This window comes from Bradyrhizobium sp. SZCCHNR1098 (genome assembly GCF_032489375.1).
Lineage (GTDB): Bacteria > Pseudomonadota > Alphaproteobacteria > Rhizobiales > Xanthobacteraceae > Bradyrhizobium.
In genome coordinates this window covers 199348-214826 of record NZ_JAUEXY010000012.1, presented here as the reverse complement: position 1 = coordinate 214826, position 15479 = coordinate 199348, and the positions used below count along the sequence as shown (strand labels likewise).

General features: G+C 65.8%; 13 protein-coding genes. 2 read left to right on the top strand and 11 right to left on the bottom strand.

Going from position 1 to position 15479, the window contains the following annotated elements:
* The first annotated feature begins 88 nt into the window (after positions 1-88).
* Entirely contained in the window at positions 89-571 is a 483-nt protein-coding gene (locus tag QX135_RS24620) for a CinA family protein (protein WP_316177353.1), read from the top strand.
* Positions 572-786: 215 nt separating this feature from the next.
* Here the strand turns inward: QX135_RS24620 and QX135_RS24615 are convergent, their stop codons facing one another.
* The 10 genes from QX135_RS24615 to QX135_RS24570 form a co-directional block, all read right to left on the bottom strand.
* The gene (locus QX135_RS24615; RefSeq protein WP_316177355.1) at positions 787-2127 is read right to left on the bottom strand and encodes an HlyD family type I secretion periplasmic adaptor subunit; all 1341 of its coding nucleotides are present in this window, start codon (positions 2125-2127) and stop codon (positions 787-789) included.
* Positions 2124-3866, bottom strand: coding sequence for a type I secretion system permease/ATPase (locus QX135_RS24610; RefSeq protein ID WP_316177357.1), 1743 nt, complete (start codon positions 3864-3866; stop codon positions 2124-2126). The genes QX135_RS24615 and QX135_RS24610 overlap by 4 nt, the downstream gene beginning before the upstream one ends.
* 194 nt (positions 3867-4060) lie before the next feature.
* Positions 4061-4330 carry a GlsB/YeaQ/YmgE family stress response membrane protein gene (locus QX135_RS24605; protein ID WP_316177359.1) on the bottom strand — a complete coding sequence of 90 codons (270 nt, stop codon included), beginning with the start codon at positions 4328-4330 and terminating at the stop codon, positions 4061-4063.
* A gap of 124 nt (positions 4331-4454) precedes the next feature.
* Positions 4455-5438 (bottom strand): ABC transporter ATP-binding protein, encoded by a 984-nt coding sequence (locus QX135_RS24600; RefSeq protein WP_316177361.1) that lies wholly within the window; start codon positions 5436-5438, stop codon positions 4455-4457.
* A 254-nt stretch (positions 5439-5692) separates the two neighbouring features.
* Positions 5693-7105 (bottom strand): amidase, encoded by a 1413-nt coding sequence (locus tag QX135_RS24595; RefSeq protein ID WP_316177363.1) that lies wholly within the window; start codon positions 7103-7105, stop codon positions 5693-5695.
* Positions 7102-7299, bottom strand: a complete 198-nt coding sequence (locus tag QX135_RS24590) for a hypothetical protein (protein ID WP_006611297.1) — start codon at positions 7297-7299, stop codon at positions 7102-7104. Before QX135_RS24590 ends, QX135_RS24595 begins: the two co-directional genes overlap by 4 nt.
* 28 nt (positions 7300-7327) lie before the next feature.
* Positions 7328-8377, bottom strand: coding sequence for an oligopeptide/dipeptide ABC transporter ATP-binding protein (locus QX135_RS24585; RefSeq protein ID WP_316177364.1), 1050 nt, complete (start codon positions 8375-8377; stop codon positions 7328-7330).
* 5 nt (positions 8378-8382) lie between these two features.
* Positions 8383-9261 carry an ABC transporter permease gene (locus QX135_RS24580; protein WP_316177859.1) on the bottom strand — a complete coding sequence of 293 codons (879 nt, stop codon included), beginning with the start codon at positions 9259-9261 and terminating at the stop codon, positions 8383-8385.
* 28 nt (positions 9262-9289) lie between these two features.
* Entirely contained in the window at positions 9290-10243 is a 954-nt protein-coding gene (locus QX135_RS24575) for an ABC transporter permease (protein WP_316177366.1), read from the bottom strand.
* A 192-nt stretch (positions 10244-10435) separates the two neighbouring features.
* Complete coding sequence (locus QX135_RS24570) at positions 10436-12085, bottom strand: ABC transporter substrate-binding protein (RefSeq protein WP_410052014.1); 1650 nt, start codon at positions 12083-12085, stop codon at positions 10436-10438.
* A gap of 218 nt (positions 12086-12303) precedes the next feature.
* Here QX135_RS24570 and QX135_RS24565 point away from each other — a divergent pair, with 218 nt between their 5' ends.
* Positions 12304-13899, top strand: a complete 1596-nt coding sequence (locus tag QX135_RS24565; RefSeq protein WP_316177368.1) for an ABC transporter substrate-binding protein — start codon at positions 12304-12306, stop codon at positions 13897-13899.
* Between the two features lie 85 nt (positions 13900-13984).
* Here the strand turns inward: QX135_RS24565 and QX135_RS24560 are convergent, their stop codons facing one another.
* A complete protein-coding gene (locus QX135_RS24560; RefSeq protein WP_316177370.1) occupies positions 13985-15016 on the bottom strand; it encodes a hypothetical protein in 1032 nt (343 codons plus the stop codon).
* Positions 15017-15479 lie beyond the last annotated feature (463 nt).

Sequence of the window (15479 nt, the reverse complement as noted above, 5' to 3'; positions counted from 1 at the left end):
TCCTTGGCGCGCGCTTTCGGCGCATGATGGTGGGGAATGAACAGCAGCCGGCGGCAGCGGGTGTCGACGCTGCCGAAGGATGACCGCCATGCAGCACCTCATCGCTGTCGCCGAGAAGGTCGCGGCGCGGCTGATCGCCAACAAGCAGACCATTGCCGTTGCGGAGTCCTCCGCCGGCGGCCTGATCGCGGCGGCGCTGCTCGCGGTGCCCGGCGCCTCCGCCTATTTCCTCGGCGGCGCCGTGGTCTATACGCGCGACGCCCGCCGCGTGCTGATGGACATTCCGGACGAGGCGATGAAGAGCATTCGCTCGGCGTCAGAGCCCTATGCGGAGCTGCTGGCGCGGCAGATCAGGACACGCTTTGCGACCGATTGGGGCTTGTCGGAGACCGGCGCGGCCGGCCCGACCGGTAACCGCTATGGCGACGCCGCTGGCCATGCCTGTTTCGCGGTGGCCGGCCCCGCGACCGCTGTGGTCACTCTGGAGAGCGGCCGCAGCGACCGCTGCGCCAATATGCAGCTGTTCGCGAAAAGCGCGCTGGAGCTGTTGCTGACGAAGCTCGACCAATAAAATCGGTGTCGTCCCGGGCAAGCCCGGTGACGCAAAGCGTCAGCGGGCGCAGACCCGGGACCCATACCGCGTGATCTCGCTTGAGGCAGGTCACACGTTGAGCCTTCGGGCAAGCCAATGTCCGCCGGTGGCTATGGATCCCCGCGTTCGCGGGGATGACACTGAGTTTGGGGCAGCGCCAATGGTCTCGAAGCAGCGGCGTGATCGCCCTTGCCTCACTTCTCCCGGAACGCACGCATCAGCTGGTCGTGCAGCGGCTTCATCAGGTAGGAGATCACGGTGCGGTCGCCGGTCTGGACGAAGGCTTCGACCGGCATGCCCGGAATCAGCTTGACGTCGCCGAGCCGGGCGATCTCCTCCGGCGGCATTGAGACGCGGATGGTGTAATAGCTCTGGCCGGTGCGCTGGTCGGTGGTGACGTCGGGCGAGACGCGGCTGACGACGCCATTCAATTCCGGCGTGGTGCGCTGGTTGAAGGCGGAGAGCCGCAGCAAGGTCTTCTGGCCGACCTGCAGCTTGTCGATGTCCTGCGGATTGACCTTGGCTTCGACCTGGAGGTCGTCGCTCTGCGGCACGATCAGCATGATGGCGTCGCCCGCGGTGATGACGCCGCCCACGGTGTGGACGGTCGACTGCAGCACCATGCCGTCCTGCGGCGCGCGGATGTCGACGCGGCGCAGCTGGTCCTCGGCGGTGACCTTGCGCTCGACAAACTCGCCGATCTTGTCGGTGGTCTCGCGCAGGTCCTTGGACACCTCGCTCACCATGTCCTTGTCGACCTGGATGATCTGCAGCTCGGTCTCGCTGATCTTGCCCTTGGCCTGGGCGCGGGCCGCGATGAACTGCGCGCGCTCGCCATTGAGGCGGGCGGCGTCGCGCTCCAGGGCGGTCAGGCGCGACAGCTGCACCAGATGCTGCTCATACAGCTGGCGCACGCCATCGAGCTCCTTCTGCACCAGCGCGATCTCCTGGTCCTTGGCGCTGACCTGCGCCGAGAGGCCCTCGATCTCCTCGTTCAGCTGGGTGACGCGCTCGCGCAGCTGCGCCTTCTGCCCGACGCGGCCGTTGACGCGGACCTCGAACAGCTTGGTCTCGCTCGCCGTCAGGCTCTTGACCTCGGGATCGCTCATGCGCTGCAGCAACTGCGGCGGAAACAGGATCTTGGCCCAGCCGCGCTGCTCGGCCTCGAGCCGGGCGGCGCGCGCCTGCAACGCATCGAGATTCTTGGTGACGATGGCGAGACTCGCCTTGGTCACGGTGTCGTCGAGCCGCACCACGATGTCGCCGGACTTGACGACGTCGCCGTCACGCGCCCGGAGCTCGCCGACCACACCGCCGGTCGGATGCTGCACCTTCTTGACGTTGGATTCGACCACGATCTGGCCCGGCGCGATCAGCGCACCGGAGATCTGCTGCGTCGCGGCCCAGCCGCCGAGCCCGCCGGCGACTGCAACGACGACGCCCATGCCGACCAGCAGGTGGCGCCGAATCGACTCGCGCACGCTCTCCGGCTTGCGCGCCCTCGGAAGAGGACCAGCGACGACCTGACTGCTCATGACTTCGTCACTCCGGCCTCCGAGACGATCTTGATCGGTGCCGGCGGGCGCGGCTGAAGCACCTGCGCCAGCACCGTCTCCTTCGGACCGAAGGCCTGCGCGCGGCCGTCCTTCATGACCAGGACCTGATCGACCGCCTCGATGCCGATCGGCCGGTGTGCGACGATGACCACGATCGCGCCGCGCGCCCGCGCCGAGCGCACCGCGCGCGACAGCGCCTCGTCGCCTTCGGTGTCGAGATTGGAGTTGGGCTCGTCGAGCACGATCAGGAACGGGTTGCCATAGAGCGCGCGCGCCAACGCCACGCGCTGCGCCTGGCCCGCCGAGAGCGCGGCGCCCTGCTCGCCGATCTCTGTATCGTAGCCGTCGCGCATCTTGATGATCATGTCGTGCACGCCGGCCTCCTTGGCGGCGGCGATGATGCCGTCAGCGGAGGCTTTCGGATCGAAGCGGCAGATGTTCTGCGCCACGGTGCCGCCGAACAGTTCGACATCCTGCGGCAGATAGCCGATGTGGCGGCCGAGCTCGTCCGTCGACCATTGGTCGAGCGCCGCGCCGTCGAGCCGGACATGGCCGCGCACCGGACGCCAGACGCCGACCAGCGCGCGGACCAGCGACGACTTGCCCGACGCGCTCGGGCCGATGATGCCAAGGCCGTTGCCGGCGGACAGCGCGAAGCTCACGTCCTGCACGATCGCCTTCTGATCGCCGGGCGCGACGATCGAGATGGCCTCGACCAAGAGCTTGCCGACCGGCGGCTGCAACAGGGTCGGCGCCGGTCGCTGCGGCATCGTCTGCAACAGATGGCTGAGACGGCGCCAGCTCTGGCGCGCGGCAACGAAGCTCTTCCAATGCGCGATCGCGAGATCGACCGGCGCCAGCGCCCGCGCGCTCAGGATCGAGCCGGCGATGATGATGCCCGCGGTCGCCTCCTGATGGATCACGAGATAGGCGCCGACCGCGAGCACCGCGGACTGCAGCATCATGCGCAGCACCTTGGCGATGGCGCCGAGGCCGCCGGCGACGTCGCTGGCGCGCTGGTTGCCGGCGAGATATTTCTCGTTGGTCTCGCTCCAGCGCGACAGCATGCGCCCGGTCATGCCCATCGCGACCAGCACCTCCGCGTTGCGCCGGCTTGCGGTGGCGAGATCATTGCGGCGGGCGGCGAGCCCCATCGCCTCCTTGGCGGGAGTGCGGGTGAGGAATTCGGTGATCAGCGTCAGGGTGACGAGGATGATGGCGCCGGCCAGCGCGGTGACGCCGAGCATCACGTGAAAGGCGAAGCAGATTGCCAGATACAGCGGCAGCCACGGCAGATCGAAGAACGCGCCCGGCCCCTGGCTGCCGAGAAAGCTCCTGATGTTGTCGAGGTCGCGCAACGGCTGCAGCCCTTCGTTGCGACCGCCGGCCGCCAGCGGCAACCGCACCACGGTGTCGAACACCCGCGCGTTCAGGCTCTCATCCAGGGCGGTGCCGATGCGGCCGAGAATACGGCTACGGATCATGTCGAGCGCGCCCTGAGCGGCGTAAAGCCCGGCGGCGATGATGATCAGGCCGATCAGGGTCGGCACGGACCGGCTGGGCAGCACCCGGTCGTAGACCTCGAGCATGAAGATCGAGCCGGTGAGGTACAGCAGGTTGATGATGCAGCTCATCGCCCCAACGCCGATGAAGGCGCTGCGGCAACCGCGCAAGGCATCGCTGAGCTCGGATTGCCTCACGTGAGGTGCGGCCGCCATCACCACCATCTCTTCAATTGATCAAATGAGCTGCATGACCGCCGATCAAAAGCACAAACTGGCGGCAAACAAGGCGAAATATACTGATTCCTGCGGTGAGCGTCCAACGATGCTCACTTTAGCGTAAATTAGCTATGTGCTTGGGTATGTCGCGTGGCGCAGTGCAAACGTTCAGCCGCGCCGGATCGCAAGCCCTAGAGCCGCCCGCCGGTCCGCACCAGCCGCACCACCAGCAGAAGAATGATGGCGCCGAGCGCGGAGTAGACGATTTCCGACACGAGGCCGGTCCCGATCCGGACGCCAAGCCGCGGGAAGATCAGGCTCGCGACCAAAGCGCCGAGCACGCCGATCACGATGTCGCCGATCAGCCCGAAGCCGGTGCCGCGCACGATCTTGCCCGCGAGCCAGCCTGCAACCAGGCCAACGAACAGAATGACCAGGATACCTTCGTTCGATACGTGCATGGCGCGTCCTCATCCGGCGCGGACGATCGGTCCCACGCGTGCCAGCACCTTAGCGAGGCCGCCGCGACGCTTCGACACGCGATGCACGGTTTCGGCCGGTGAGTAGCGCGTTTCGGGCGAACCGTTACGTCGCCGCCACACTTGCCGGCGCCTCGGCCAGGATACAGCGCGCCAGCCGCTGCGGCCCGAGCGCAATGTTCGGCGGCATCGCCTCCGAGCAGCGCGGCTGCGCCAGGCTGCAGCGCGGTGCGAACGAGCAGCTCCGCGGCGCCCGGTCGAGCGAGGGTGGCGTGCCGGGAATGGTCTGCAGCCGCTCGCCGCGCTTGGCACCGTGGATCGTCGAAGCCAGTAGGCCGCGCGCGTAGGGGTGCACGGGTTGGCGCACGATCTCGCGCAAGCTGCCCTGCTCCACGATCTCTCCGGCATACATCACGGCGAGGCGGTCGCAGATCTCGATCGCGACGCCGATGTCGTGGGTGACGAAGATGACGGACATGCCAAACTCGCGCTGCAGTTCGCGCAGCAGCAGCAGGATCTGGATCTGCACGGTGGCGTCGAGTGCGGTGGTGGGCTCGTCCGCCAGCAGCACTTTCGGCCGGCACGCCAGCGCCAGCGCGATCATCGCCCGCTGGCGCATGCCGCCGGACATCTCGTGCGGATAGGACTCCAGGCGACGCTTCGCCGAGGGAATCCTGACGACGTCGAGCATCTCCAGCGCCCGCGCCTGCGCTTCTGCAAAACTCTTGCCCTCGTGCCGCATGACGGTCTCGGCGATCTGCCGGCCGATGGTATAGACCGGATCGAGCGCAAGTCCCGGCTCCTGGAAGATCATCGACACGGAGCGGCCGCGAAACTGCGACAGCTCCTCGTCGTTCATCGCCAGCACGTCGCGGCCCAGCACCTTGACACTGCCGGAGATCTGCGTCCGCTTGTTCGGCAACAGCCGCATCAGCGCCCGCATGGTCACGCTCTTGCCCGAACCGGACTCGCCGAGCAGGCCGAGCACCTCGCCGTCGCCGAGCGACAGGCTGACGTCGTTCACCGCATGCACGGTGCGCTCGCCGGTGAAGCGGATGGTGAGATTGTCGATCTCGACGAGGTTGGTCATGGCGAAGCTATCTCACCTTGCCGTCAGGAACGCCGTGGCCAATTGCGAAGTGAGCTGCCACCCTCCCCTGGAGGGGGAGGGTCGGCTCGCATGAAGCGCAGCGGAATGCGAGACGGGGTGGGGTGACAGCCCCTCCATTGACTCGCTTCCAAGGGGAGAGACCGTCACCCCACCCCGATTGCGCATGCCATGCGCAATCGACCCTCCCCCTCCAGGGGAGGGTGAGATCGTCGGACGGTATGCACAGGTCTCCCTCATGGCAGCGTCGGCACCCTGGCGTGGAAATCAGTCGCGCGCTGGAAGGCGGCGCCGATGGTCAGGATCGTAGCCTCATCGAACGCGCGGCCGATCAGTTGCATGCCGACCGGAAGACCCATCGACGTGAAGCCGGTCGGGATCGCCAGCGATGGCAGGCCGAGATAGTTCACCGGGCGGGTGAAGCGGGTGATGCGCTGGATCACGGCCTCCGCACCCGGCGCGCCGCCAACGTCACTCTCGACGATCGAAGGTGTCACCAGCGGCGACACCGGTGCGACCACCGCATCGACGCCTGACGTCGCTGCGACATGCGCCGCCAGGGCCGCACCGCGCCAGCGCAGCGCTTCGAGATAGGTCACACCGGAGACGGCCAGCGCGTTCTGCAGCCGCATCAGCACCTGGGGGCCGTAGTCCTGCGGCCGCTCGATCATCCAGCGCTTGTGGAAGGCGGCCGCCTCGACCGCTAGCACAAGCTGGCAGGCCGCGGTGAGCTGGCGCTGATCCGGCAGCTCGACCTGAACCACATCGGCGCCCTCGGTCTTCAGGACCGCGATCGTCGCATCGAGACAGCGCGCCACCTCAGGATCGAGGTCGTCGACATAGAACGCCTTGGGCACGCCGATCCTGAGACCCTTGATCGAGGCCTGGGTGGCCGCGACATAGTCCGGCACGGTCGCGGCGCTGGCGGTCGGATCCTCGGGATCAGGACCGGCCATCAGCCCGAGCAGCAACGCGCAATCCTCGGCAGTCTGAGCAAGAGGTCCGACCGTGTCGAGCGACTGCGACAGCGGCATCGCACCGGCGCGGCTGACGCGGCCCCAGGTGACCTTCAGGCCGGTGACGCCGCAGAAATTCGCGGGCATGCGGATCGAGCCGCCGGTGTCGGAGCCGAGCGCCGCAAAGGTGAGACGCGCGCCGACCGCCGAGCCGGAGCCGGACGACGAGCCGCCGGTGACGTAGCCGAGCTTCCAGGGATTGTGCACCGGACCGTAATGCGCGTTGTGGCCGGTCGGGCCATAGGCGAACTCGGCCATCTGCAAGGTGCCGAGCCGGATCGATCCGGCATCCTTCAGCCGCTGCAGCGCGGTCGACGTCGTCGTCGCCACGAAGTCGCGCCGGATCAGCGAGCCGCAGGTCGAGATGTGGCCGGCCTCGTAGTACATGTCCTTGTGGGCGAGCGGCACGCCATGCAGCGGGCCCTTCTGGCCGTCCTTGGCCAGGGCGGAATCGGCCTCGGCGGCCGCCTTCAACGCCGGCTCGGACTCGATCGCCATGAAGGCGTTCAGCTTCGGCTGCCATTGCGCGATGCGGTGCAGGCAGGAGCGCGTCACCTCGACCGAAGAGAGCTTCCTGTCCGCGATCGCCTTCGCGACGTCGGTCAGGGTCATCAAGGAAGGTTCGGTGCTCATCGGCCCACCTTCAGCGTCTGCGCCACGACGTAGCTCGCAGGCTCCAGGTCGAACGGCAGGGTGCCGGCGACCGCGGCGAAGTTGTCGAAGGCCGGTCCGATCGAGTCGGCGATGCGGGTCGCAACCTCCTTGTCGACGGGCAGCCCGGAGGCCTCCGCGATGGCACTGACTTGTTGGGGCGTGGGTCTGGTCATTCCGCTTCTCGCTGCTGGTGTCTGCCCTTCAGGCGGCCGGCGCACGGCTGTGTCCCGAACCTGATATTGCCATGTGGCAGGCGGCCTGATGGCCCATTGTATCCAGCTCCGTCAATCTTGGCGCGACATTCGAGCAGGGCGCTTCCGCAAACGGGCAGCGGGTGTGGAAACGGCAGCCCGGGGGCGGATCGATCGGATTCGGCGGATCGCCGGAGAGCGGCGGCGTCTCGGTGCGCCGGTCCGGATCGGATGACGGCATCGCCGCCAGCAGCGCCCGTGTATAGGGATGCGCCGGCTTGGCCCAGACCTGCTCGACCGGGCCGAGCTCGACGACCTCGCCGAGATACATCACCAGCACCCGATCCGAGATATAGTTGATGACGTTGAGGTCGTGGCTGATGAACAGATAGGTCAGGCCGAACTCGCGCTTGAGGTCCATCAGCAGGTTGAGCACCTGCGCCTCGACCGATTTGTCGAGCGCCGACACCGCCTCGTCGAGAATGACGAGCCGCGGCGACAGCGCCAGCGCCCGCGCAATGTTGACACGCTGGCGCTGGCCGCCGGAGATTTCGTGCGGATAGCGGTTGGCGAAGGTTTCGGGCCGCAGGCCGACCTTGCCGAGCAGCTCGCGGGCGAGCGAGCGCGCCGCGATGTCGGTCATGCCGTGCACCTTCGGCCCGAACGCGATCGACTCCTCGATCGTCAGCCGCGGATTGAGCGAGGCATAGGAATCCTGGAACACCATCTGCATGCCGCGACGCAGCTCGCGCAGTGACATCTCATGCCCGACCTGGCGGCCGTCGAAGATGATCTCGCCGGCATCCCGCTCCATCAGGTGCATCAAAAGCCGCGCCGTCGTCGACTTGCCGCAGCCGGACTCGCCGACGATGCCGACGGTCTCGCCCTTGCCGATGACGAACGAGACATCATCGACCGCGCGCACCGTCTTGCGTGCGCCGAACAGGCCGCCACGCACCGGGAAATGTTTGGTGAGACCATCGACCCGCAGCAGCGGCTGCGCCTTGCCGCCGAGGTCCTCGATCGGCTCCAGGCCGGTGACTGCCGTTGCTTCACTCATGATCATCAGCTCCGGATGTCCATGGCGCTGCGCAGGCCGTCGCTGAGCAGGTTGAAGCAGATGGAGACAGCAAAAATCATCGCGCCCGGCAGCGCCGCCACCCACGGATTGACGTAGATCGCGGTGCGGAGCGTGTTCAGCATCAGGCCCCATTCCGGCTCCGGCGGCTTGGTGCCGAGACCGAGGAACGAGAGACCCGCAGCGAGGATCATCGATACCGAGATCAGGCCGGTGGCGTAGACGAAGATCGGCCCGAGCACGTTGCCGAGCATGTGCGCGCGCATGATCGTGAACGATGAGGCACCGGAGGCCCGCGCCGCCTCGACGAAATCGCGGTTGCGCACACCCGTGGTGACGCTCTCGGCGACGCGGGTGATCTGCGGCACGAACACGATGGTGAGCGACACGATGGAGTTGGTGATCCCTGCGCCGAGCGCGCCGGAGATCGCGATCGCCAGCAGCACCGAGGGGAAGGCGTAGAACACGTCGATGGTGCGCATGATCGCGGTGTTGACCCAGCCGCCGACATAGCCGGCGACGAGGCCCAGCGTGGTGCCGATGCCGAAGGCGAGGATCACCGGCGAGATGCCGATCAGCAGCGACAGCCGGCCGCCATAGATCAGCCGCGCCAGCATGTCGCGTCCGAGCTCGTCGGTGCCGAGCGGATAGCTCGGCGTGCCGATGTGGCGCAGGCGGCGGATCATCGAGCCCTGATAGGGATCGGCGAGATGCAGATAGGGCGCGAGCAAAGCGGAGAGCAGGATCAGCATCAGGACCGCGACGCAGACCATGCTGACCTTGTCCCTGACGATGCGGCGGCCGACGGTCGCCCAATAGCCGCGTGCGTTCGCGACCGGTGCGGCCTGCAGCGAGGCGTCGTTCATCGTGCTCGTAGGACTGACGCTCACCGCACTAGCCTCGCTTGATGCGCGGATCGATCGCGGCCTGCGCGATGTCGACCACGAGGTTGAGGATGACGAAGAACATCGCGAGCACCAGGATCGTGCCCTGCAAGAGCGGCAGATCGCGCTGGAAGATCGCCGAGTTCAACAACAGCCCAGAGCCGGGCCATGAGAACACGGTCTCGATCAGGATCGAGCCGCCGAGCATGTAGCCGAGCTGCAGCCCCATGATCGCCAGCGCCGTCGGTGCGGCATTCTTCAGCACATGGCGGAACACATGGGTCTCGCGCAGCCCCTTGGCACGCAGCGCCTCGACGAAATCCTGGCTCAGGATGTCGCCCGTCAGCGCGCGCACGGTGCGGGTGATGATGCCCATCGGGATCACCGACGTGGTGATCGCGGGCAGCACCAGGAAGCGGATATGCGCCCAGTCCCATGACCACGTGCCCGAGCCGGACGGACCCGCGCCGACCGCGGGCAGCCAGTTCAGCTCGACCGAGAAGATGATGACGAGCACCATGCCGAGCCAGTAATGCGGCACCGAGACGCCGGCGATCGCGATCGAGGTCGCGACCTTGTCGATCCAGCTATCGCGGAAATAACCGGCGACGAGGCCGAAGAACAGGCCGAGCGAGAAGCCGATGATGGCGGCCGCGATCGCGAGCGTGACAGTGTTGGACACCGCGCGCAGCACTTCCGCCAGCACGGGGCGACCGGTCGCGATCGAGCTGCCGAGATCACCATTGACCGCGCGCCACAGCCATAGCCCGAACTGCACCGGCAGCGGCTTGTCGAAGCCATAGGCGACGCGGAGCTGCTGCGCGAGCTCCTGCGACGCGTCGGCCGGCAGCACCGCGACCAAGGGATCACCGGGCGTGATGTGAACGAGCATGAAGCAGACGAGCGCGACGCCGATGATGATCGGAATCGCATAGACCATCCGCCTGGCAGCGTAAGAGAGCACGAGTCACCTGGTTTCTTCCTTCAACCATACGGGAGAAGGTGGTGATGGAAGACTCCCCTCCCCCTTGCGGGGAGGGGTCGGGGGTGGGGGTCCACGCGAAGACTGCCGCCGGAGGCCCCCCTCCCCGCCCCTCCCCCACAAGGGGGGAGGGAGCGCAACGGCGCACGTGCAGAGACTACCCCTCTATCAAGATCACGGCTCCACCGAGATCGGCGAGAAGTCGATGAACCAGCTCTTCGGCTGCACCACCCCCTTGACCTTCGGGCTCATGGCGCGTGGGCCGACGTCGTGGGCGACGTAGAGGAACGCCGCATCGTCGACCGAGGCCGCATGCAGCTCGGCGAGCGCCTTGTCGCGCTCGGTGGGATCGAAGGTCTGGCGCGCCTTCTTCACCAGCTCGTCGAACTTCGGATTATTGATGAAGCCCCAATTGTTCGAGACCGGCGGCGCCATCGAGGACTGCAGGAAGCGCACCAGCGCGAAGAACGGATCCATCGCCGCGTAGGTGACGTTGGTGGCGTTGGCGCCGTTGGCGGAGGGATCCTTGGCGCCGCGGCGCCAGTTGGTGAACAGCGTGTTCCACTCGATGACGTCGAGCTTGACGTCGAAATAGCACTCGGCCAGCGCCTGCTGCAGATATTCGTTCATCGGCAGCGGTTGCATCTGGCCCGAGCCCGACGCCGAGGTCTGCGTCTTGACCTCGAGCTTCTTGTTCGGGCCGTAGCCGGCCTCCTGCATCAGCTTCTGTGCGGCCGCCTTGTCGTACTTGATCTCGAAGGTGACATTGCCGCGCCAGGGATGGCCCTTCTCGAAGGTGCCGGTCGCCGGCACCATCAGTCCGGCGAGCAGACCATCCTTCAGGCCTTCGCGATCGATGCAGAGATTGGCGGCCTTGCGGACGCGGATGTCGTTCCAGGGCGAGCCTTCGACGCGCGAGAACTGCCAGGGCCAGACATGCGGCTGCTCATTGGCGTAGAGCTTGAAGCCGCGCTGCTTGATCTCGGGCAGCGCATCCGGCGCCGGCGCCTCGACCCAGTCGACCTGACCGGACAGCAGCGCCGCGGTGCGCGCATTGGCTTCCGGCATCGGCAGCAGGATCATCTTGTCGGACTTCGGCACGCGCGCCTTGTCCCAATAGGCCTCGTTCTTCGACAGCTCCAGCCGCTCGCGCGGTGTGAACTTGCTCATCTTCCACGGGCCGGTGCCAGAGGCGTCCTTGGCAAACGCGGCCCAGGCGGCTTGCGACTTCGCCTTGTCGTCGGCGCCGGTCGCGGCCTCATAGAGCTTCTGCCACTTGGTCGGGCTCGCCATGAACAGATTGGTGAGGTTGATCGGCAGGAAGCTGTCCGGCTCCTTCGTCGTCAGCTCCACCGTGAGATCGTCGATCTTGCGCGCCGACGCCAGCGTCGGCATGCGCGAGGCGGTGACGCCGACCTGGCTCGGATCGAATTGCGGCGCGTCCTGCTTCAGCACCTTCTCGACGTTCCACACCACGGCATCGGCATTGAATGGCGCGCCGTCATGGAAGGTGACACCGGGACGCAGCTTGAACGTCCATTTGGTCTTGTCGGCGTCGTCGACCTTCCATTCGGTAGCAAGGCCGGGAATGACGACGCTCGGCTTGTCCGCCGACGACAGGTCCCACGCCGTCAACGCGTCATACATGGTGAGGCCGGTGAAGCGGTTACCCTCGAAACCCTGGTCGGGCTGGCCGAGCGTGCGCGGAATGTCCGCCGCAGTCATGCCGATGCGCAGCACGGATTCCGCGCTGGCTTGCGCCGGCAGCGCGAGGGCCGAGACCGTCGTCATCATGGCAGCCGCAACAGCCGCACGTTCCTTCATTGAGGTCGCAATACGCGAAAGCACGATCAACATCTCCGATCAAGCTGGCTAAATTCTGTGCATCGTTATGCAACGGCTATGCCAGCGATGCCTTCGCGCACGGCCCTGCGACGCGAGGTCACAACCGTTTGTACTCAAATGATCACGATCGGGGCTTGGCACCCGGATTGCAGGTTTCGCGGATCGAATTGATCCGATTGCCACGGAGCTTGACCCGCATGCGTATCCTCAACTCACTGCTTGCCACCGCGCTTGTGCTCGGCCTCTCGGCCGGCGCGGCGCGGGCCGAAACCGTTCTACGCTACGGCATCTCGATGGCCGACATCCCGCTGACGACCGGCCAGCCCGATCGCGGCGCCGGCGCCTATCAGTTTACCGGCTATACGATCTATGATCCGCTGGTCGCGTGGGACATGAGCACAGCCGACAGACCGGGCAAGCTGATCCCCGGTCTCGCCACCGAGTGGAAGGTCGACGACGCCGACAAGACCAAGTGGCGCTTCACCCTGCGCAAGGGCGTCAAGTTCCACGACGGCAGCGACTTCAATGCCGATGCGGTGATCTGGAATCTGGACAAGGTGCTCAACGATAAGGCACCGCAGTTCGACAAGCGGCAGAGCGCACAGGTCAAGACGCGCCTTCCGTCGGTAGCGAGCTACGCCAAGATCGACGACTCCACGGTCGAGATCACCACCAAGGCGGTCGACTCGTTCTTTCCCTATCAGATGCTGTGGTTCCTGATTTCGAGCCCGGCGCAGTATGAGAAGCTCGGCAAGGACTGGGACAAGTTCGCCAGCCAGCCCTCCGGCACCGGCCCGTTCAAGCTGACCAAGCTGGTGCCGCGCGAGCTCGCCGAGCTCACGAAGAATTCCGAATATTGGAACAAGGACCGGCTGCCGAAGACGGACAAGCTGGTGCTGGTGCCGATGCCGGAGGCGCTGACCCGCACCAATGCGCTGCTCGCCGGCCAGGTCGACCTGATCGAGACGCCGGCGCCGGACGCCGTGCCGCAGCTCAAGGCGGCCGGCATGAAGCTCGTCGACAACGTCACGCCGCATGTCTGGAACTACCACCTCAGCGTGCTGCCGGGATCGCCCTGGACCGACATCCGGCTGCGCAGGGCGCTCAACCTCGCCATCAACCGCGACGAGGTCGTCGGGCTGATGAACGGCCTCGCCAAGCCGGCCAAGGGCCAGGTCGACCCGTCGAGCCCGTGGTTCGGCAAGCCGAGCTTCGAGCTGAAATATGATGTCGCCGCCGCCAAGAAGCTGGTCGAGGAGGCCGGCTACTCCAAGGACAAGCCGCTCAAGACCACCTTCATCATCGCGCAGGGCGGCACCGGCCAGATGCTGTCGCTGCCGATGAACGAATATCTGCAGCAGAGCTTCAAGGAGATCGGCATCGACATCGACTTCAAGGTCGTCGAGTTGGAGACGCTGTACACGCATTGGCGCAAGGGCGCGGCGGATGAGATGAACGCCGGCATCACCGCCAACAACATCGCCTATGTCACGTCGGACCCGCTCTACGCGATCGTCCGCTTCTTCGCCTCCGACCAGATCGCGCCCGTTGGCGTCAACTGGGGCGGCTACAAGAACCCCAAGGTCGATGCGCTGATTGCTGAAGCCAAGCAGACGTTCGATCCGGCCAAGCAGGACGAGTTGATCGCGCAGGCGCATGCGGCTGTGGTCGACGATGCGGTGCTGGTCTGGGTCGTGCACGACACCAACCCGCACGCGCTATCGCCAAAGGTCAAGAAGTTCGTGCAGGCGCAACACTGGTTCCAGGACCTGACGACGATCGGGGCGGAATAACTGACCGGGCCGGCTGCTGTCGCGCTCGCAAAGCAAGAAGCCCGGCGTTTTGCCGGGCTTCCTCTTCAGCACGATAGCCAATATTTCATTTCCCGAAGGCGCCCGAGTCAAATTTGTAGGAGGCCTGGAGAAAGCCGCCGTACCGCTCGTAGCTGAAGGTCGTGGGCGACCCCGGGACTCCAGGAAATTGGGTGGTCCCACTGGTCGTCCGGGCGTACCAATAGCGGCCACCGACGCCGACGCTGAAATTTCTCGTCACGTCGTATGACACAATGCCCTCGAGCTGGTAGCCCCAGCCATTTCCAGATTGCGGAAGCGGATTGATGTCGGGCCGCAGCCAGTGATTGTCGAATCCGCTCAGCCGGACATAGGGCAGAACGGCGCCATCGAGGGTGACGTTCCAGTTCTGGCCGAGCTTGAAGACGCCGTTCAAACCCACACGGAGCGAATCCCAGTTCTCGGTCTTGCTGAGCACCAGCACGCCCCCCGCAACAGGTTCGAGACCACAGATAAACGGATTGGTCGCGACCTGGATACATCCGTATGCGTTGACGGTTTCGTAGAAATGGTTGTAGCCGATGAAGCCGCCGACTTTGAACGCCGGCCCCCTCCAAAAATTGTAGCCGGCGTCGATCGTGCCGTACCAGAGCCTGCCGCTGTTCACGCTGCTGTCCGTATTCGAGTACGGAATGACGGCTGGCGGGAAGTCTTCGTCGTTGAGCCTGCCGCTGAAGATGTTGCCACCGCCCGCAAAGCCCTTGGCGAAGAAACCCAGACTGTGATCGGCCCTGGCGAACCCCTCGCCGGCATGGCTGTTGAGATTCTTGTAGGTCAGCAGAGAATTGGTTTGGCCAGCGACGAAAGGATCGCCCAACGTGTAGCGGGTACGGCCCGAACTGTAGAAATAGCGGGCGCCGACCTCGAACTCCCACAGCGACACCGGCGGAGGCGGCGCCTTGACCGGGAGATCCGCGGCCGACACCGCGCCGGCCCCGAGCACACAAGCCACAGCAGCGATGAGGCTACCCGCAACTGGTAGAGTGAAACGCTTGATCGCACCCCGTGCCGGCCTGGCCTGCGTCAAACCAGCCGCACTCCTGTCCTCAGAAGACTGCATCGATGCCCCCCCCCTCTGCAGCTCTTTCTATCTTGAGTAGAGGCATGCTACAAGTTCGCGCAGATTCATGCAATCGACGCCACATGACACAAGTTGCTTCTTATCCCCCTGTTGCAACCTCGCAACAAACGCAATGCGCTCGACGCCTGCTCGATTGCGCTATCCTTGTACCCGTCCCGCGGACTGGAGCGCGCTATCGTTCGGTCAAGCTCGTCATCCTGTCGCTCGCATTCATCGGCAAGCTCGCGGCGGTGGACGCCCAGACATCATCCAATGGGCCTGGAAACCCCTTCGTCCCATCGTCATCGAAGCACGATCCGGGCAAGCTGCCGCGTGCCAAGCGAAGCCTCCCGCCACGGCATTCCACCCGCCCCGTCCCCGGCACGGAAGAACGCAGCAAGCGTTGCCCGCCCTATTCGGCTTATGTGGTCTGCAAGTGATGAGCATACTCATCGCGCGGGCA

Coding starts and splice junctions, on each gene's coding strand:
- QX135_RS24600 (WP_316177361.1), bottom strand. CDS start 5,438: ATGACCAACCTCGTCGAGATCGACAATCTCACCATCCGCTTCACCGGC.
- QX135_RS24585 (WP_316177364.1), bottom strand. CDS start 8,377: ATGAGTGAAGCAACGGCAGTCACCGGCCTGGAGCCGATCGAGGACCTC.
- QX135_RS24620 (WP_316177353.1), top strand. CDS start 89: ATGCAGCACCTCATCGCTGTCGCCGAGAAGGTCGCGGCGCGGCTGATC.
- QX135_RS24610 (WP_316177357.1), bottom strand. CDS start 3,866: ATGGCGGCCGCACCTCACGTGAGGCAATCCGAGCTCAGCGATGCCTTG.
- QX135_RS24595 (WP_316177363.1), bottom strand. CDS start 7,105: ATGAGCACCGAACCTTCCTTGATGACCCTGACCGACGTCGCGAAGGCG.
- QX135_RS24605 (WP_316177359.1), bottom strand. CDS start 4,330: ATGCACGTATCGAACGAAGGTATCCTGGTCATTCTGTTCGTTGGCCTG.
- QX135_RS24570 (WP_410052014.1), bottom strand. CDS start 12,085: ATGAAGGAACGTGCGGCTGTTGCGGCTGCCATGATGACGACGGTCTCG.
- QX135_RS24590 (WP_006611297.1), bottom strand. CDS start 7,299: ATGACCAGACCCACGCCCCAACAAGTCAGTGCCATCGCGGAGGCCTCC.
- QX135_RS24580 (WP_316177859.1), bottom strand. CDS start 9,261: ATGAACGACGCCTCGCTGCAGGCCGCACCGGTCGCGAACGCACGCGGC.
- QX135_RS24565 (WP_316177368.1), top strand. CDS start 12,304: ATGCGTATCCTCAACTCACTGCTTGCCACCGCGCTTGTGCTCGGCCTC.
- QX135_RS24560 (WP_316177370.1), bottom strand. CDS start 15,016: ATGCAGTCTTCTGAGGACAGGAGTGCGGCTGGTTTGACGCAGGCCAGG.
- QX135_RS24615 (WP_316177355.1), bottom strand. CDS start 2,127: ATGAGCAGTCAGGTCGTCGCTGGTCCTCTTCCGAGGGCGCGCAAGCCG.